At 70.0% G+C, this 17533-nt stretch carries 15 protein-coding genes; 13 read left to right on the forward strand and 2 right to left on the reverse strand.

Going from position 1 to position 17533, the window contains the following annotated elements; translation table 11 throughout:
• Positions 1-254 precede the first annotated feature (254 nt).
• The 7 genes from IE246_RS07315 to IE246_RS07345 all read left to right on the forward strand — a co-directional run bounded on the left by IE246_RS07315 (position 255) and on the right by IE246_RS07345 (position 6690).
• Positions 255-1160, forward strand: coding sequence for an ABC transporter permease subunit (locus IE246_RS07315; RefSeq protein WP_189988309.1), 906 nt, complete (start codon positions 255-257; stop codon positions 1158-1160).
• A 1-nt stretch (position 1161) separates the two neighbouring features.
• A complete protein-coding gene (livM, locus tag IE246_RS07320) occupies positions 1162-2709 on the forward strand; it encodes a high-affinity branched-chain amino acid ABC transporter permease LivM (protein WP_189988310.1) in 1548 nt (515 codons plus the stop codon).
• Entirely contained in the window at positions 2706-3509 is an 804-nt protein-coding gene (locus IE246_RS07325) for an ABC transporter ATP-binding protein (RefSeq protein WP_189988311.1), read from the forward strand. Before livM ends, IE246_RS07325 begins: the two co-directional genes overlap by 4 nt.
• Complete coding sequence (locus IE246_RS07330) at positions 3509-4222, forward strand: ABC transporter ATP-binding protein (protein ID WP_189988681.1); 714 nt, start codon at positions 3509-3511, stop codon at positions 4220-4222. The genes IE246_RS07325 and IE246_RS07330 overlap by 1 nt, the downstream gene beginning before the upstream one ends.
• Positions 4222-4608, forward strand: coding sequence for a DUF6867 family protein (locus tag IE246_RS07335; RefSeq protein WP_189988312.1), 387 nt, complete (start codon positions 4222-4224; stop codon positions 4606-4608). The genes IE246_RS07330 and IE246_RS07335 overlap by 1 nt, the downstream gene beginning before the upstream one ends.
• 94 nt (positions 4609-4702) lie before the next feature.
• Positions 4703-5821, forward strand: a complete 1119-nt coding sequence (locus IE246_RS07340) for a branched-chain amino acid ABC transporter substrate-binding protein (protein WP_189988313.1) — start codon at positions 4703-4705, stop codon at positions 5819-5821.
• A gap of 119 nt (positions 5822-5940) precedes the next feature.
• Positions 5941-6690 carry an aspartate/glutamate racemase family protein gene (locus IE246_RS07345; RefSeq protein ID WP_189988314.1) on the forward strand — a complete coding sequence of 250 codons (750 nt, stop codon included), beginning with the start codon at positions 5941-5943 and terminating at the stop codon, positions 6688-6690.
• Positions 6691-6858: 168 nt separating this feature from the next.
• On the opposite strand, the gene putA is transcribed toward IE246_RS07345, so the two are convergent.
• The gene (gene putA, locus IE246_RS07350; protein ID WP_189988315.1) at positions 6859-10551 is read right to left on the reverse strand and encodes a bifunctional proline dehydrogenase/L-glutamate gamma-semialdehyde dehydrogenase PutA; all 3693 of its coding nucleotides are present in this window, start codon (positions 10549-10551) and stop codon (positions 6859-6861) included.
• Positions 10552-10692: 141 nt separating this feature from the next.
• Here putA and IE246_RS07355 point away from each other — a divergent pair, with 141 nt between their 5' ends.
• The 4 genes from IE246_RS07355 (at position 10693) to curA (ending at position 15000) form a co-directional block, all read left to right on the forward strand.
• The gene (locus tag IE246_RS07355) at positions 10693-11160 is read left to right on the forward strand and encodes an Lrp/AsnC ligand binding domain-containing protein (RefSeq protein WP_189988316.1); all 468 of its coding nucleotides are present in this window, start codon (positions 10693-10695) and stop codon (positions 11158-11160) included.
• 28 nt (positions 11161-11188) lie between these two features.
• Entirely contained in the window at positions 11189-11941 is a 753-nt protein-coding gene (locus IE246_RS07360; RefSeq protein WP_189988317.1) for an MBL fold metallo-hydrolase, read from the forward strand.
• A 212-nt stretch (positions 11942-12153) separates the two neighbouring features.
• Complete coding sequence (locus IE246_RS07365; RefSeq protein WP_189988318.1) at positions 12154-13767, forward strand: GMC family oxidoreductase; 1614 nt, start codon at positions 12154-12156, stop codon at positions 13765-13767.
• 198 nt (positions 13768-13965) lie between these two features.
• Positions 13966-15000 (forward strand): NADPH-dependent curcumin/dihydrocurcumin reductase, encoded by a 1035-nt coding sequence (gene curA, locus IE246_RS07370; protein ID WP_189988319.1) that lies wholly within the window; start codon positions 13966-13968, stop codon positions 14998-15000.
• 55 nt (positions 15001-15055) lie between these two features.
• On the opposite strand, the gene IE246_RS07375 is transcribed toward curA, so the two are convergent.
• Positions 15056-15499, reverse strand: coding sequence for an SRPBCC family protein (locus IE246_RS07375; protein WP_189988320.1), 444 nt, complete (start codon positions 15497-15499; stop codon positions 15056-15058).
• Positions 15500-15618: 119 nt separating this feature from the next.
• On the opposite strand from IE246_RS07375, the gene IE246_RS07380 reads away from it, so the two are divergent.
• Both IE246_RS07380 and IE246_RS07385 read left to right on the forward strand, forming a co-directional pair.
• Complete coding sequence (locus IE246_RS07380; protein WP_189988321.1) at positions 15619-16839, forward strand: helix-turn-helix domain-containing protein; 1221 nt, start codon at positions 15619-15621, stop codon at positions 16837-16839.
• A 46-nt stretch (positions 16840-16885) separates the two neighbouring features.
• On the forward strand, positions 16886-17512 hold the full coding sequence (locus tag IE246_RS07385; protein WP_229836603.1) for an NHL repeat-containing protein: 627 nt from the start codon (positions 16886-16888) through the stop codon (positions 17510-17512).
• Positions 17513-17533: the final 21 nt, after the last annotated feature.

The raw sequence follows: 17533 nt of genomic DNA on the forward strand, positions 1-17533 counted from the left end.
GCCAGAAGCGGGTCCGTCCCGCATCCATATTTTCGCGAATGGCGGTCGACGGTCGTGTCGAACGAAGGCGGCTTTATCCCGGCGCGAGGCTGGACTACAACAGGCACAGGCGCGTCACCGCGACAATCGCGGGACCTCGCAGGGAAGGCGCTCGGAACAGGCAGACACGGACCGGACGAGAACGCAGTCGATGACGGCCGCCGGCCGTCTCCGAATGCGCTCCCGCGGCAACCGGGTCGCCGGATCGGGGGAATATGGCGTATCTGCTCCAGCAGCTGATCAACGGGCTGACGCTCGGGTCGATCTACGGGTTGATCGCGATCGGCTACACCATGGTCTACGGCATCATCGGGATGATCAATTTCGCCCATGGCGAGATCTACATGATCGGTGCCTTCGTCGCGGTGATCGCCTTCACGGCGTTCTCGAACCTGCCGCTGGTCGTGGCGATCATGCTGGTTCTGCTGTTCTCGATGGTGATCACCGCCGCCTACGGCTGGACCGTCGAGCGCGTGGCGTACCGGCCGTTGCGCGGCTCGTTCCGCCTGGCGCCGCTGATCTCGGCGATCGGGATGTCGATCTTCCTGCAGAACTACGTGCAGCTGCTGCAGGGCGCCCGCAACAAGCCGGTCCCGCCGATGATCCAGGGCGGCTTCACGGTGATGCAGGAAGGGACGTTCACGGTTCAGTTGTCGTACCTGCAGATCATGATCGTGGTGACGACGCTGGTGCTGATGGCCGGGTTCACGCACTTCATCAACACCACCTCGCTCGGGCGCCAGCAGCGGGCCTGCGAGCAGGACAAGACGATGGCGGCGCTGCTCGGCGTCAACGTGGACCGAACGGTCTCCCTGACCTTCGTGCTGGGGGCCGGGCTGGCGGCGGTGGCCGGCGTGATGGTCACGCTGTACTACGGCGTGGTCGACTTCTACCTCGGCTTCCTGGCCGGCCTGAAGGCGTTCACCGCCGCCGTGCTCGGGGGTATCGGGTCGCTGCCGGGCGCGATGCTCGGCGGCATCCTGATCGGCTTGATCGAGGCGTTGTGGGCCGGGTACTTCTCGAGCGAGTGGAAGGACGTCGCGGCGTTCTCGATCCTGGTCCTGGTGCTGATCTTCCGCCCGCAGGGCCTGCTCGGCCGTCCCGAAGTCGAGAAGGTGTGACATGAGCCGATCGATAGCTTCGGCCATGGGGCCGGGTGGCGAATCCCTGGTCAAGGAACTCGGCTTCACCGCCCTGATCGGTCTCGCCCTGACCGTCCCGCTGATCAGCTACGAGACGATCGACGACGTCGGCGGGCTGCAGCTGCAGGGGCGCTGGGCCGCCACCGCGTTCATCGTCGCCGCCCTGGTGATGGGGCGGCTCGGGATCATCCTGCTGCGCACGCCGGGCCGCGAGACCTGGGTCGCCGCCGGCGGCGCGTTGGCGGCGGTCGTGGGGCTGCTCGACCTGTTCCGCGACACGGTTGCCGGGGTGCTCGGGCTGGAGCGGTGGCCGGCGATCTCGCCGAGCTACACTCTGGCGTTCCTGCTCGGGGTCGGCGGCGCCGTGCTGGCGATTCGCGCGGCGGTGCAGATCAGCCGACGCAACTCGGCGATCAGCAAGGCCGAACGGGACGCCCGCATGGAGTCGCTCGGCGAGCAGGTCCGCAAGCTCGTGCGGGTGTTCGCCGCGGTCGCCGTGCTGTTCGCGCTGACCCTGCCGTTCATGCCGTTCTCCAACCGCTACGTGATGGACGTCGGCACGCTGATCGTGACCTACGTCATGCTCGGCTGGGGGCTCAACATCATCGTCGGCTATGCCGGCCTGCTCGACCTCGGCTACGTGGCGTTCTACGCGGTCGGCGCCTATTCCTACGCGCTCGGCGCGCAGTATCTCGGCGTGAGCTTCTGGCTGGCGTTGCCGTTCGCCGGGCTGCTGGCGGCATCCTTCGGGCTGATCCTCGGGTTCCCGGTGCTGCGCCTGAGGGGCGACTACTTCGCGATCGTCACCCTCGGGTTCGGCGAGATCATCCGGATCATCCTGATCAACTGGTACGACGTCACCAACGGCCCGGACGGCATCTCCGGGATCCCGCGGCCGGACTTCTTCGGCCTGGCCACCATGACGCGTCGCGGGTCCGACGGGCTGCCGGCGTTCCACGAGTACTTCGGCCTGGAGTACTCCTCGGAGCATCGGGTCATCTTCCTGTACTACCTGATCGTGGCGATGGCGGCGCTGGTGGCGGTCTTCACCGTCCGGATCCGCCGGCTGCCGATCGGCCGGGCCTGGGAAGCCCTGCGCGAGGACGACATCGCCTGCGCCTCGCTCGGCATCAACCGGACGACGGTCAAGCTGGCGGCGTTCGGCATCTCGGCCGCCTGGGGCGGATTCGCCGGCGCGTTCTTCGCCACCCGCCAGGGCTTCATCAGCCCGGAGAGCTTCACCTTCATCGAGAGCGCCATCATCCTGGCGATCGTGGTGATGGGCGGCATGGGCTCGCTGGTCGGAATCGCGATCGCGGCGGCGCTGCTGATCGGCCTGCCCGAGGTGTTCCGCGATCTCGCTGAATACCGGATGGTGGCGTTCGGCGCCGGCCTGGTGATGATCATGATCTGGCGGCCGCGCGGGCTGCTGTCGCATCGCGAGCCGTCGGTGCTGCTGGCCGACCGCTCGCCCCCGGGGAGACCGGTGCCCGCCAAGGCGGTCGCGGCCGGGGAGGTGGCGCAATGAAGCGCGCCCTTCTGACGGTCGAGCACCTCACCATGCGGTTCGGCGGCCTGACGGCGGTCGACGACGTGAGCTTCACCGCCTGGGACGGCGAGATCACCGCGATCATCGGGCCGAACGGCGCCGGCAAGACCACGGTGTTCAACTGCCTGACCGGGTTCTACCAGCCGACGGTCGGCCGGCTGCTGCTGGAACGCGCCGACGGCGAGCGCTTCCTGCTGGAGCGGCTGGAGGCCTACCGGATTGGGCGCGACGCCAAGGTGGCGCGGACCTTCCAGAACATCCGCCTGTTCCCGCGCATGACGGTGCTGGAGAACCTGCTGGTGGCCCAGCATACCAGCCTGATGCGCGCCAGCTGGTATTCGGTGGCCGGGCTGTTCGGCCTCGCCAACTACCGCCACGCCGAGGACGCGGCGATCGAGAAGGCGCGCCACTACATGGAGCTGGCGAACCTGGTGGAGGTCGCCGACTGGCAGGCCGGCAACCTGCCGTACGGGGCGCAGCGCCGTCTGGAAATCATCCGGGCGATGTGCTCCGACCCGGTGCTGCTGTGCCTGGACGAGCCGGCCGCCGGCCTCAACCCGCGGGAGTCCGCCGAGCTGAACGACCTGCTGCTGCTGCTGCGGGCCGAGAAGGGTGTGGGCATCCTGCTGATCGAGCACGACATGAGCGTCGTCATGCGGATCTCCGATCACATCGTCGTGCTGGACTACGGCAAGAAGATCTCGGACGGCACCGCCGAGCAGGTTCAGAACGACCCGCGCGTGATCGCCGCCTATCTCGGCGAGGAGGAGGTGGCATGATGCTCCAGGTCGAGGGCGTGCATACCTTCTACGGGGCGATCGAGGCGCTGAAGGGCGTCGACCTGCACGTCGACGAGGGTGAGATCGTCGCGCTGATCGGGGCCAACGGCGCCGGCAAGTCGACCCTGCTGATGACGATCTGCGGCGTCGCCAAGGCCCGGCGCGGCCGCATCACCTTCGCCGGCAGCGAGATCACGGCCGAGCGGACCGACGACATCGTGCGGCGCGGCGTGGCCTGCTCGCCCGAGGGCCGGCGGATCTTCCCGCGCATGACCGTGCTCGAGAACCTGCGGATGGGCGCGCTGACCGCCGATCCCGAGCGCTACGACGAGAACCTGGCCGCCGTGTTCGAGCTGTTCCCACGGCTCAAGGAACGCGCACAACAGCGCGGCGGCACCCTGTCCGGCGGCGAGCAGCAGATGCTGGCGATCGGCCGGGCGCTGATGAGCGAGCCGACCCTGCTGCTGCTGGACGAGCCGTCGCTCGGCCTGGCGCCGCTGGTGGTGAAGCAGATCTTCGAGGCGATCCGGCGGATCAACGCGCAGCGCCGGATGACGGTGCTGCTGGTCGAGCAGAACGCGCACCACGCGCTGCGGCTGGCCCATCGCGGCTACGTGCTGGTGACCGGCCAGATCACCATGACCGGGACGGGCCAGGAGCTGCTGGAGAACCCGGAGGTCAAGGCGGCCTATCTCGAGGGAGGGCACGCGTGATGGACCAGGCGATCCTGTCGACCTCGGTGTGGGTGTTCGTGATCCTGGCCCTGGTGTTCGGGCTGTGCAGCTGGCTCGCCGGGCAGGCGGCGGCGCGCGCCTGGCGGTCGATGCCGGTGGCGCTCGGCTACTCGGTGCTGATCGCGCTGGCCGACCGGTTCCTGCTGTTCGCGCTGCGCGACGCCTCGCTGCTGGACCCGACCGGCCTCGTCATCGCGCTGGTCATGTTCCCGACGATCGCGGCGCTGGCCTTCCGGTGGAACCAGGTGGACATGATGGTTTCCCAGTACCCGTGGCTGTACGAACGGGCTGGGCTGCTGAGCTGGCGGCCCTTGCCCGGTACCGACTTTGGCGGTGCGTCTGACGCCAAGGCGGCGACCGACTAGCGGGCCCGCGGCGACGGGGGCGTGTCCCCGTCCGCCCGGCCGCCATGCCGGACCGGCGCCGGAACAAAAAGACGGAGCAAAAAGGAGACTTCGCATGAAGAGGCATGTGGTGACGACCGCGGCTGCGGCGTTGCTGGCTCTTGCGGCCACCAGCGCCCAGGCGGACATCAAGATCGCGACCGCCGGCCCGATGACCGGCCAGTATGCGTCGTTCGGTGAGCAGATGCAGAAGGGCGCCCAGGCGGCGGTCCGCGACATCAACGAGGCCGGCGGCGTGCTCGGCCAGAAGCTCGTGCTGTCGATCGGCGACGACCGCTGCGACCCGAAGGAAGCGGTGGCGGTCGCCAACAAGTTCGTGAACGAGGGCATCCAGTTCGTGGCCGGGCATTTCTGCTCGGGCTCGTCGATCCCGGCCTCGGCGGTCTACCACGAGGAAGGCATCCTGATGATGTCCCCGGCCTCGACCAACCCGAAGCTGACCGAGCAGGGCTTCGGCAACGTGTTCCGGACCTGCGGTCGCGACGACCAGCAGGGCGACTATGCCGGCGCCTGGCTGTCGAAGCACTACAAGGGCAAGAAGGTCGCGTTCGCGCACGACAAGCAGGCCTACTCCAAGGGCCTGGCCGATCTCACCCTGGCGGCGTTCGAGAAGGCCGGGGGCAAGGCCGTCCTGTACGAGACCGTCAACCCGGGTGAGCGCGACTACTCTGCGTTCGTCACCAAGCTGAAGGCCGCCAACATCGACGCCCTGTACTACGGCGGCTACCACACCGAGCTCGGCCTGATCGCGCGCCAGATGCGCGAGCAGGGCCTGAATGCCCAGATCCTGTCGGGCGATGCGCTGAACACTCTGGAGTTCTGGTCGATCACCGGCGACGCCGGCGAGGGCCTGCTGTTTACCTTCGCGCCGGACCCGCGCGCCAAGCCGGAAGCCAAGAAGATCGTCGACCGGTTCAAGGCCGAGGGCTACGACCCGGAGGGCTACACCCTGTACACCTACGCTGCGATCCAGATCTGGGCGGCGGCGGCCAACAAGGCCGGCTCGCTCGACACCGCCAAGGTCGAGGCGGCGCTGCACAGCGGCCCGTTCACCACGGTGATCGGCGACCTCTCGTTCGACGCGAAGGGTGACCGCACCACCGCCGACTACACCTGGTACGAGTGGACCAAGGGCAACTACGTCGAGGTCGGCGACGTCGCTCCGAAGTCCTGACCCGACGCGGGGACTGCGGGAGGGGCCCGGCGAAAGCCGGGCCTCTTTCGTTTCGGGACCGCTTGCACGTCCGCTGGAACCGGCTAGCGTGCCGAATCGGGCAACGGGAGGCAGTGGCCATGCAGGCGGATTCGGTGGAGCGCGGCGGCAAGGCGGTGTTCGGTGCCACGGTCGGCATCCTGATGCTGGAGGCGCGGTTCCCGCGGGTGCCGGGGGACATGGGCAACGCGCTGACCTGGCCGTTCCCGGTGCATTACCGGGTGGTGCGCGGGGCTTCGCCGGACCGGGTGGTGCGCCGGCGCGCCGAGGGCCTGCTGGAGCCGTTCGTCGAGGCCGCCAGGGACCTGGTCGCGACCGGCGCCGACGGCATCACCACCAATTGCGGTTTCCTGTCGCTGTTCCAGCGCGAGATCGCCGACGCCGTCGGGGTGCCGGTCGCGACCTCGTCGCTGATGCAGATCCCGACCGTGCAGTCGTTGCTGCCGCAAGGTCGGCGGGTCGGCGTGCTGACGGTCTCCAAGGAGACCCTGACGCCGGCGCATCTGGAAGCGGCCGGCGTGGCGCTGGACACCCCGGTGGTCGGGACCGAGGGCGGGCGCGAGTTCACCCGGGCGATCCTCGGCAACGAGCCGGAGCTTGACACCGAGAAGTCGCGCCTCGACCTGCTCGACGCCGGCCGCGCGCTGCTGGACGGCCACCCGGAGGTCGGCGCGATCGTGCTGGAGTGCACCAACATGGTGCCGTACGCGGCCGAGCTGCGGCGCGCCCTCGGCGTGCCGGTGTTCAGCATCTATTCCTTCGTGCTTTGGTTCCAGTCCGGCCTGATGCCGCGGGCTTACGACACGCGGCTGATGGACCCGCGGCCGTAGGTATCGGGCGACGGAGCGGCGGGTGGGTTCCGGCTCCGGCCCGCCTCCGGCGATCCGGTCCGGAATGACGGCAAGGGAAGGGGGTAGCCGCCCTTTCCATAACTCCGTCGTCATGCCGGCCGCCGCGCAGCGGTGAGCCGGGATCCACGAGGCGACGGGCCCTATCCGCTATTCCGCCGCCGCCACCAGCAGCTGCGCGTTGCCGCCGGCCGCCGTGGTGTCGATGCACAGCGCCCGCTCGACCAGGCAGCGATGCGGCTCCAGGTGGCCGATCACCAGCGGCACGACGGCACCCGCCCGGTCCGCCAGGGCCTGACGGACTTCCTTCAGTGCCGCGACCGGACCCTCGGCCAGCACGGCGTCCAAGGGCCGGCAGGACCGCAGCGCCTCCACCGCGACCCGACCGTCGAGCGAGGCGACCGGTGCGCCGGCGGCGCGCAGTGCCGAGATCGCGGGGGCGGCCGCCGGGGCGGCGACCACCGCGGCGTTGCCGAGCGCCAGGGCCAGGAACGCCTGGCCGACGGCGGCGTCCGGCCGGTTGCTGCCGAGGTCGCCGAGGCACAGCAGGGTGCCGCGCGGGTGCAGCGAGAGCCGGTTGCTCTCACCGGTCGGCCCCGGCAGGTCGAGCGGTGCGAAGTCGATCGCCTCGGCGGTCGCCAGCGACGCCTCGGCGACCGCGCGGGCCCAGCCGTCGAGCCCCCGGACCACGCGGCGCAGCACGGCGAGGCGCTCGCCGCGGCCGCTCCAGCCGCTGCCGGAGACGATGTCGAGGGCACGATCGAGAGCCGCCGGTGCCACGGTCGCGCCCGGTACCGCCGTCTCGTCGGTCGCGGCCAGTTCGAGCGGCCGGCGGAACCGGTCGAGATAGTGCGGGCCGCCGGCCTTCGGGCCGGTCCCGGACAGGCCCTCGCCGCCGAACGGCTGCGACCCGACCACGGCGCCGATCTGGTTGCGGTTGACGTAGAGATTGCCGACCCGGGCGGCGTCGACCACCTGCTGCACGCGGCTGTCGACCCGGGTGTGGAGGCCGAGGGTCAGGCCATAGCCGGAGCCGTTGATCGCCGCCAGCACGGCGTCGAGCTCGGTCGCCTCGTAGGTGGCGACGTGCAGCACCGGACCGAACACCTCGCGTTCCAGGCTGGCGATCCCGTCGACCTTCAGCACGGTCGGCGGCACGAAGCTGCCGGCGGTCGCCTCCCTCGGCAACTGCACCCGGCGCAACAGCCGGCCCTGGGCCTCGAGTGCCGCACAATGCTTCTCGATGTCGGCGCGCGCCTCGTCGTCGATCACCGGGCCGACATCGGTCGCCAGGTCCCACGGGTCGCCGACCCGCAGCGCGTCCATGGCGCCGTACAGCATCTCCAGGAGGCGATCCTGCACGTCCTTCTGGACGTACAGCACGCGCAACGCCGAGCAGCGCTGGCCGGCGCTCTGGAACGCCGAGGCGACGATGTCGCGCACCGCCTGCTCGGGCAGGGCGGTCGAATCGACGATCATGGCGTTGAGCCCGCCGGTCTCGGCGATCAGCGGGGCGTCGGGGCCGGCACCGGCGGCCAGCGCCTTGTGGATGCGGCGGGCGGTGTCGGTCGAGCCGGTGAAGCAGACGCCGCCGATCCGCGGGTCGCCGGTCAGCGCCGCACCGACGGTCTCGCCGGGACCCGGAACCAGCTGGACGACCGCCTCCGGCACCCCGGCCTGACGCATCAGCTCGATCGCCCGGCCGGCGATCAGCGCCGACTGCTCGGCCGGCTTGGCGACCACCGCATTGCCGGTCACCAGGGCGGCGGCGATCTGGCCGGTGAAGATGGCGAGCGGGAAGTTCCACGGCGACACGCAGGCGAACACCCCGCATGGCGGATGCCCGCCGTCGCCCTGCCGGCGCGCCTCGGCGGCGTAGTAGCGGCAAAAGTCGACCGCCTCGCGGACCTCGGCGACACCATCCAACAGGGTCTTGCCGGCCTCCCGGCAGGCGAGCGCGAACAGCTCTGGCGCGTGCGCCTCGTACAAGTCGGCGATCCGCTCCAGGCGGGCGGCGCGGTCGGCGGCGGGCAGGGCGGCCCAGGCCGGCTGCGCGGCGGCGGCGGCCCCGATCGCCGCAGCGACATGCGCGGCGGTACCGTCGGCCACGGTGCCGACCGGCTCGCCGGTAGCCGGGTTGCGGACTTCGTGCGGCACGGTCTCGGCTTCGACCGGCGCCGCGACCATCGGACCGGCGGTCCACTGTGAGGTCCGGAACGGCTCGCGGGCGGCGTCGAGGGCGGCGATGGTCGGCGGATCGGTCAGGTCCCAGCCTTTGGCACCACGGCGGTCGGGGCCGAAGATCGCCGCCGGGTGCGGGATCCGGTCGTTGGCGACCGAGGCACCCAGTTCCTCGACCGCGGACAGCGGGTCGCGGGCGATCTCCTCCGGCGTCACCCGCTCGTCGACGATCTGGTTGACGAAGGACGAGTTGGCGCCGTTCTCCAGCAGCCGTCGCACCAGGTAGGCCAGCAGGTCGCGGTGGGCACCGACCGGTGCGTAGATCCGGCAGCGCGCGCCGGTTTCCTTGCGGACGGTCTCGTGCAGCGACTCGCCCATGCCGTGGAGCCGCTGGAACTCGTAGCCCTCGACGCCGCCGGCCATGCGCAGCACGGCCGCGACGGTGTGGGCGTTGTGGGTGGCGAACTGCGGGTAGATCCGGTCGGTCATGCCCAGCAGCATGCGCGCGCAGGCGATGTAGGAGGCGTCGGTCGAGACCTTGCGGGTGAACACCGGAAAGCCGTCGAGCCCCATGACCTGGGCGCGCTTGATCTCGCTGTCCCAGTACGCGCCCTTGACCAGCCGTACCATGATCCGCCGGTCGAGCTTTCGGGCGAGCGCGTGCAGCCACTGCAGCACGAAGCGGGCGCGCCGGCCATAGGCCTGCACCACCACGCCGAACCCGTCCCAGCCGGCCAGGGCCCGGTCGGACAGCACCGCCTCGATGACGTCGAGCGACAGGTCGAGCCGGTCGGCCTCCTCGGCGTCGATGTTGAAGCCCATGCCGGCACTCTTGGCGATCAGCGCGAGCGAGCGGGTGCGGGCGGCGATGTCGTCCAGCACGTGCGGCTTCTGCCCATACTCGTAGCGCGGATGCAGGGCCGAGAGCTTGACCGAGATGCCCGGGTTGGCGCGGATGTCGCCGTGGCCGCAATGCGCGGCGATCGCCGAGATCGCCTGGGAGTAGGCGATGTGGTAGCGCCGGGCGTCGGCCTCGGTGCGGGCGGCCTCGCCCAGCATGTCGTAGGAGTAGGTGTAGCCCTTGGCCTCCATCCCCTTGGCGCGCTCGGCGGCCTCGTCGATGGTGCGGCCGAGCACGAACTGGCGACCGAGCTCCTGCATGGCGCGCCGCACGGCGGTGCGGATCACCGGTTCGCCGAGCCGCTTGACCATGCCGTGCAGGGCGCCCGGCAGGTCGTCCCCGTCGTGCTCCGCCACCACCCGGCCGGTCAGCATCAGCGCCCAGGTCGAGGCGTTGACCAGCGGCGAGCTGGAATGGCCGAGGTGCCGGCTCCAGTCGGCCGGCGCCACCTTGTCCTCGATCAGTTCGTCCATGGTCCAGCGGTCGGGCACCCGGAGCAGAGCCTCGGCCAGGCACATCAGCGCCACGCCCTCCTTGGTGGTCAGGCCGTACTCGGCCAGGAAGCTCTCCATCATCCCGGGCCGGGTGCTGCCGCGGACCGCCCGCACCAGCCGGGCCGCCTCGACGGCGATCGCCGCGCGGTCGTCGTCGCCGAGGGCGGCCAGCGCGATCAGATCGTCCAGCGTCGATTTCTCGTCGGCCAGGGTGTGACCGGCGATGATCCGGCGGAGGTCGGGGAGCGGGGCGGGATCGTCGGGCATGATGCACCTCGCGCTGGCGTGGCGTTGACAGGCAATCCTAGCGCAACTCCGCTCCGACGGATCGGCCGATCCGACCGCATTGACAGGCGAAGTTCCCGAAGTTTCTCTCTCAAAGAGACGAAATGATAGAAATCGAGCCCCATGACGGACGAATTGGACAAGATCGACCGCAAGATCCTGGCCGAACTGCAGAAAGACGGCCGGATCACCATGACCGCGCTGGCCGAGCGTGTCGGCCTGTCGAAGAGCCCTTGCCAGCAACGGGTCCGGCGGCTCGAGGAGCGTGGCTACATTCTCGGTTACACCGCACTGGTCGACCTGTCGCGGCTCGACGCCGGGCACATCGCCTTCGTCCAGGTGACGCTGAGCGACACCACCACGCCGGCGCTCGACGCCTTCAACCGGGCGGTCCGCCGGTTGCCCGAGGTCGAGCAGTGCCACATGATCGCCGGCGGATTCGACTACCTTCTGAAGGTGCGGACCGCCGACATCCGGGCGTACCGGCGCAGCCTCGGGGAAAGCCTGTCGAGCCTGCCGCACGTCTCGCACACCAGCACCTATGTGGTGATGGAGAGCGTGAAGGACCGCGACGTGGCGGAGGAGCGGTGAAGGTGGGATCGGTGAGGGGAAACTCGCAATGAAGGTTCGGTTCCTGGGCAGCGGCGACGCCTTCGGCAGCGGCGGCCGGCTCAACACCTGCTTCCACGTCACGTCGGGGCCAGAGTCGGGGGCGGGGGCGTTCCTGATCGACTGCGGGGCGACGGCGCTGCCGGCGCTGAAGGCGGCGGGGATCGACCGCAATGCCATCGATACGATCCTGATCACTCACTTCCATGCAGATCATTTCGGTGGCGTACCGTTCTTCATCCTGGACGCCCAGTTCTTCGCCAAGCGAACCGCGCCCTTAACCATCGCAGGCCCCGAAGGTCTGCGGGACTGGTATGTCCGGGCCCTGGAAACTGCATTCCCAGGTTCGTCGTCGACCCGGCAGAAGTTCGAGCTGTCGCTGGTCGAGCTGGAGGCCGGCAGGCGGCAAGCGGTGGGGGATCTGACCGTGACCCCGCAGCGGGTGATCCACGGCCCACCGGGCGGCCCGTTCTTCGCCTACCGCATCGAGGTCGACGGCCGGGTGCTGGCCTATACCGGCGACACCGAGTGGACCGAGGCGCTGGTCGAGGTCGGGCGGGACGCCGACCTGCTGATCGCCGAGGCGTACTTCCGCGACAAGCCGGTGCCGTTCCACCTCGACCTCGCGAGCCTGGAGCGCAACCTCGACCGGATCCGGCCGAAGCGGCTGGTTCTCACGCATATGAGCGACGACATGCTCCGCCAGGCCGACGCCGTGCCCTACGAGACCGCACGCGACGGTCTGGAGATCGCGGTCGCCTGACCGGCAGTTGCATCGATCTGCCAGGTTGCGTGGATAATCTTGTGAATAAGATGAATAATCATACGTATCATATTGATAAATAGCAGATATTTATCACTCACGCTGGGGAAGGGCAGCAATCCTCACCTTCGCCGGAGACCCGGTTGCCGGTCCCGTGCACAATCCCCTGAACCGCCGGCCGGCAGAGCCGCGGACAGCGAGGGAGGCAGGGCGTGGAACAGGACGGAAGCTACGACGTCATCGTGGTGGGCGCCGGGTCGGCGGGGTCGGCGCTGGCGTCGCGGCTGACCGAGGACCCGAAACTCAGGGTGCTGTTGCTGGAGGCCGGGGCGGCCAGCCATCCGCTGTCGCCGGTGCCGATGAGCTTCGCCTTCCTGATGAACCACCCGACCGCCAACTGGAACTATCGCTCGACCCCGGAGGAGGGAACCGCGAACCGGGTCATTCCGGTGCCGCGCGGCCGGCTGGTCGGCGGCTCGTCGTCGATCAACGGCCTGGTCTACGTGCGCGGCCAGCCGATCGACTACGACAGCTGGGCGCAGTTCGGAAACCGCGGCTGGAGTTACGAGGACGTGCTGCCGGTGTTCCGGCGCATGGAGAACTACGAGCACGGCGCCGACGACTGGCGGACCCAGGGCGGCCCGCTGCACGTCTGCGAGGCCTACGACCGCAGCCCGATCTACGACGCCCTGCAGGAGGCCGGGGACAAGCTCGGCATCCCGCGCAACAAGGACTACAACGGCGCCTCCCAGGAGGGCATCGTCCGCACCCAGACCACGATCCGCGACGGCAAGCGGTTCAGTGCCGCGGTCGCCTACCTGAAACCGGCGCGCGGCCGTCCCAACCTGAACATCGTCTCGGACGCCCATGCCACCCGCCTGCTGTTCGACGGCACCCGCTGCGTCGGCGTCGCCTACGAGCGGCACGGCCGGGAGGTCGAGGCGCGGGCCGGCCGCGAGGTGGTGGTGTCGACCGGTGCGGTGGCGACCCCGCAGCTGCTGGAGCTGTCGGGCATCGGCCGCCCCGAGGTCCTGTCGCAGCACGGCATCGCGGTCCGCCACGCCATGCCGGGCGTCGGCGAGAACCTGCGCGACCACATCAACGCCCGCATCATCTGGCGGCTGAAGACGAGGGGGCTGTCCTACAACGACCGGATCGTCGGACTCGGCAGGATCTGGGAAGGGCTGAAGTACATCGCCACCCGGCGGGGATTCCTGGCGATCCCGTCGGCGCCGCTGCTCGGGTTCCTGAAGACCCGGCCGGACTTGGAGTGCCCGGACATCCAGATGCACGTGCTGCCCTACGTCATCAAGGACGCCTTCAAGCGCACCCTGCAGCCGTGGCCGGGCATGACCCTGACCTGCTACCAGCTGCGGCCGGAGAGCCTGGGGTCGATCCACATCAAGTCGGCCGACCCCAAGGCGCACCCGGACATCCGCTTCAACTTCCTGTCCGACCCGATCGACCGCCGGACCATGGTCGACGGGCTGAAGCTGATCCGCCGGCTGGCCAATGCCGGGCCGCTCGACCCGTTCATCGACCAGGAGGTCGATCCGGGGCCGGGGGTGACCGACGATGACGGCCTGCTCGACAGCATCCGCAACACCGCCAACACCGCGTTCCACCCGATCGGCACCTGCCGCATGGCTCCGGGCCCGAACGGGGTGGTCGACGACCGGCTGCGGGTCCACGGTCTGCTGGGACTGCGGATCGCCGACGCGTCGATCATGCCGACCATGGTATCCGGCAACACCAACGCCGCCTCGATCATGATCGGGGAGAAGGCTGCCGAGATGATCCGCCAGGATCTGCGGGCGCCGGCCTGAGAGCGTGGTAATGGACATGTTTCGCACTGCCCCATGGGTCCCGGATCTTCACGACTTCGCCGTGGCGTCCGGGATGAGGGTGGCAGGTGCGTGTCTGTTGAACCTCATCCCGGACGGATGCGCTCTGCGCGGCCGATCCGGGACCCAGCCGCCGCTCCGACTGCGTGCGCCGGCAAGAGCCCGTGAAAGGATGACCCGATGAAGAGCCTGCAAGTCCGGTTCGTTAAGCGCCCGACCGGGGAGCCGACGGCCGACACCTTCGAGATCGGCGAGGCCGAGCTGCCGGCGCTCGGCGACGGAGAGATCCTGGTCCGGATCATCTGGCTGTCGCTCGACCCCTACATGCGCGGCCGGATGGACGACAAGCGCTCCTACGCCCAGCCGCAGGCCCTCGGCGCGGTCATGCAGGGCGGCACCGTCGGCCAGGTGGTCGAGAGCCGCAACCCGAAGTTCGCCGAGGGCGACTTCGTGCTCGGCATGTTCGGCTGGCAGAGCCACGCGGTCTCCGATGGAGCCATGGTGCGCAAGCTCGACCCGGCGGTGGCCCCGCTGTCGACCTGGGTGGGCGTCATGGGCATGCCGGGGCTGACCGCCTATATCGGCCTGCTCGACGTCGGCGAGATGAAGGCCGGCGACACGGTGGCGGTCTCGGCGGCCTCCGGCGCGGTCGGCTCGGTGGTCGGCCAGCTCGCCCGCATCAAGGGCGCGAAGAAGGTGGTCGGAATCGCCGGCGCCGAGGAGAAGTGTCGGTTCGTGGTCGACGAGCTCGGCTTCGACGCCTGCGTCAGCCACCGCTCGGCGAGCCTGCGCGACGACCTTAAGGCGGCCTGCCCGGACGGCATCGACATCTATTTCGAGAACGTCGGCGGCCCGACCCTGGACGCCGCCCTGTCGCTGATGAATCCGTTCGGCCGGATCCCGGTGTGCGGGATGATCTCGATGTACAACACCGGCCCGTCGACCGAGGGGCCGGACCGGCTGCCGAGTCTGATGCGCCGGGTCCTGACCGACCGCCTGAAGATCCAGGGCTTCATCGTGTCGGACCGGGCCGCCCAGCATCAGAAGGCGTTCATCGAGGAGGTCGGCGGCTACATCCGCGACGGCCGGATCAAGTACCGGGAGTTCGTCACCGAGGGCCTGGAGAACGCCCCGCGGGCGTTCGCCGGCCTGCTGCGCGGCGAGAACTTCGGCAAGCAGCTCGTGAAGGTCTCCGACGACCCGACGCTGGGTTGAGGCGGTAGCAGCCGGGTCGGCCGACAGTGCCGACCCGGCGCCGACCGTTGCCGGTTTAGTTCCAGTTGTCGATCTTGACGTCGTCCGGGTAGGGGGTGCCCGTACCGGACTCGACATAGGACTTGAGGCTCAGCAGGAACACGGCCCACTTGGTGCTGCAGTGGTGCATGAACTCGACCGGCTCCTTCCAGCCCTGATGCCTGAACAGGACGATAGTGTGGTCGTCCTCCTCCCTGAGATCGAAGCCGACCCGCGTCCCGATCCATTCCGCCGGCCCGTCGACCACCTCCCACAGCACGTGCCTGGGTGGTTCGAGTTCGAGCACCTTCATGTCGAAGAAGCCGCGCGGCTCGAAGCGGAACTGAATGACGCCGCCGACCGAGCCGTCACCCCGGGTCGTTCGTGTCCACCAGCCGGCGAGCCCCTCGATCGAACTCAAGGCCTCGTAGACGGCGTTCGGCGACGACTTAATCCCCACCCTGTGAAGAATGTCCGGCATTTCGATGTCTCCTTCCGGTTCGATTTCCGTGCACTCTCGGCGAATCGCTGCGTGCCCGGTGGAGACGGCTTAGCCGCGGGCGGCCGAACGCCGGGAGTTACAAGCCTGTCGGGATACGGATGGACTCGCTGATCACCGCCGCCGCCCGGGCTCTCGTCGCCGGCGATCCGATCGCGGCGCTGAACCGGGTCGCCCTGCGCGACGACGCGCCGGCGCTGGCGCTGCGCGGCATCGCGATGGCGCAGCTCGGCGACCTGGAGCGGGCCCGGGTGCTGCTGCGGCACGCGGCACGGGCATTCGGCCCGCGCGAAGCCGTGGCCCGGGCCCGTTGCACCGTCGCCGAAGCGGAGATCGCGCTGGTATCGCGCGACCTGGGCTGGCAGCCGAAGGCGCTGGAGGGCGCGCAGGCGATCCTCGAGCGGCACGGCGACCGCGCCAACGCCGCCCATGCCGGCTATCTCCGGGTCCGCCGGTGGCTGCTGACCGGCGATCTCGACGCGGCCGAGCGGGCGACGGCCGAACTCGACCCCGCGGCGCTGGCTCCGGCGTCGCGGGTCGGCCACGCGCTGGTCGCGGCCGGCATCGCGATGCGGCGCCTGCGGACGGTGCCGGCACGCGAGGCGGTCGCCCGGGCTGCCGCCGCGGCACGGCAGTCCGGGATTGCGGCGCTAATGGCCGAAGTCGAGGCGACCGCGGTGGCGTTGGAGGCGCCGGCGGCCCGGCTGGTCGAACGCGGCGGATCGCGCCTGCTGCGGCTCGACGAGGTCGAAGGACTGCTGGCGTCCGACGTCCTGGTCGTCGATGCCTGCCGGCACGTGGTGCGGGGCGGCGCCGCGGTCGTGCCCTTGGCGACGCGGCCGGTGCTGTTCGCGCTCGTCCGGTCCCTGGCGGAGGCGTGGCCGGCGGACGTGTCGCGCGGGTCCCTGCTGGCGCGGGCATTCCGGGCCAGGGAGGCGGACGAGTCCCATCGCGCCCGGCTGCGCGTCGAGATCGGGCGGCTGCGGGTCGAGCTGCAAGGGCTGGCCGGGGTGAGGGCGACCGCCGACGGCTTCGTGCTGGAGCCGGCCGCCGACCGCGAGGTCGCGGTGCTGGCGCCGCCGGTCGACGAGGCCCACGCTTCGCTGGTGGCGCTGCTGGCCGACGGCGAGGCCTGGTCGAGCACGGCTCTGGCGATCGCGCTGGGGACCAGCCAGCGGACGGTGCAACGGGCGCTCGAGGCGCTGGCGGCGGCGGGCAGGGTTCGGTTCGTCGGGCAGGGGCGGGCGCGGCGCTGGCTGGCACCGCCGGTGCCGGGTTTCCCGACAACCTTGTTACTCCCGGCGCCACTCGCCGGTGGCTAGGTCTGTCGCACGCAACCAGCGAAGTGTTGGACGGATGAAACAGACAGTGGCGCAGATCGTTCGCGAGTACGGCCCGTTCCCCGGTGTCTCGACCGTCGGCGGGGTCACCTATGACGGCCGGCGGCTCTGGATCGCGTCGGGGGACAAGCTGAACGTTGTCGATCCCGAAACCGGGACTGCCGTCGACTCGCTGGCGGTCGCCGCGGATGCCGGCACCGCCTATGACGGCCGGCACCTGTTCCAGATCGCCGAAAGCCGGATCCACAAGATCGATCCGGTGTCAGGCGAGATCCTGGCGAGTATCCCGACACCGGGTGGCAGCGGGGGCTCGGGGCTCGCCTGGGCGGAGGGATCGCTCTGGGTCGGTCAGTACCGGGCGCGCAAGATCCATCAGGTCGATCCGGAGACCGGCGCGGTGATCCGGACCATCGAGTCGAACCGGTTCGTCACCGGCGTCACCTGGGTCGGCGGCGAGCTCTGGCACGGCACCTGGGAGGCCGAGGAGAGCGACCTGCGGCGCATCGACCCGGCGACCGGCGAGGTGCTGGAGCGGCTCGAGATGCCGGCCGGCGTCGGCGTGTCCGGCCTGGAATCCGACGGCGCCGACCGGTTCTTCTGCGGCGGCGGCAACAGCGGCCGGGTGCGGGTGGTCCGGCGACCGCCGCGGGAATAGAGATGCATCGCCGTCGCTCCA

This window comes from Thalassobaculum fulvum (assembly GCF_014652915.1).
In the GTDB taxonomy this organism is placed as follows: Bacteria; Pseudomonadota; Alphaproteobacteria; order Thalassobaculales; family Thalassobaculaceae; genus Thalassobaculum_A; species Thalassobaculum_A fulvum.

What these genes read in the sequence shown, in the direction of transcription:
- IE246_RS07315 (WP_189988309.1), top strand. Translation starts at nt 255, where the DNA reads ATGGCGTATCTGCTCCAGCAGCTGATCAACGGGCTGACGCTCGGGTCG.
- livM (WP_189988310.1), top strand. Translation starts at nt 1,162, where the DNA reads ATGAGCCGATCGATAGCTTCGGCCATGGGGCCGGGTGGCGAATCCCTG.
- IE246_RS07325 (WP_189988311.1), top strand. Translation starts at nt 2,706, where the DNA reads ATGAAGCGCGCCCTTCTGACGGTCGAGCACCTCACCATGCGGTTCGGC.
- IE246_RS07330 (WP_189988681.1), top strand. Translation starts at nt 3,509, where the DNA reads ATGCTCCAGGTCGAGGGCGTGCATACCTTCTACGGGGCGATCGAGGCG.
- IE246_RS07335 (WP_189988312.1), top strand. Translation starts at nt 4,222, where the DNA reads ATGGACCAGGCGATCCTGTCGACCTCGGTGTGGGTGTTCGTGATCCTG.
- IE246_RS07340 (WP_189988313.1), top strand. Translation starts at nt 4,703, where the DNA reads ATGAAGAGGCATGTGGTGACGACCGCGGCTGCGGCGTTGCTGGCTCTT.
- IE246_RS07345 (WP_189988314.1), top strand. Translation starts at nt 5,941, where the DNA reads ATGCAGGCGGATTCGGTGGAGCGCGGCGGCAAGGCGGTGTTCGGTGCC.
- putA (WP_189988315.1), bottom strand. Translation starts at nt 10,551, where the DNA reads ATGCCCGACGATCCCGCCCCGCTCCCCGACCTCCGCCGGATCATCGCC.
- IE246_RS07355 (WP_189988316.1), top strand. Translation starts at nt 10,693, where the DNA reads ATGACGGACGAATTGGACAAGATCGACCGCAAGATCCTGGCCGAACTG.
- IE246_RS07360 (WP_189988317.1), top strand. Translation starts at nt 11,189, where the DNA reads ATGAAGGTTCGGTTCCTGGGCAGCGGCGACGCCTTCGGCAGCGGCGGC.
- curA (WP_189988319.1), top strand. Translation starts at nt 13,966, where the DNA reads ATGAAGAGCCTGCAAGTCCGGTTCGTTAAGCGCCCGACCGGGGAGCCG.
- IE246_RS07375 (WP_189988320.1), bottom strand. Translation starts at nt 15,499, where the DNA reads ATGCCGGACATTCTTCACAGGGTGGGGATTAAGTCGTCGCCGAACGCC.
- IE246_RS07380 (WP_189988321.1), top strand. Translation starts at nt 15,619, where the DNA reads ATGGACTCGCTGATCACCGCCGCCGCCCGGGCTCTCGTCGCCGGCGAT.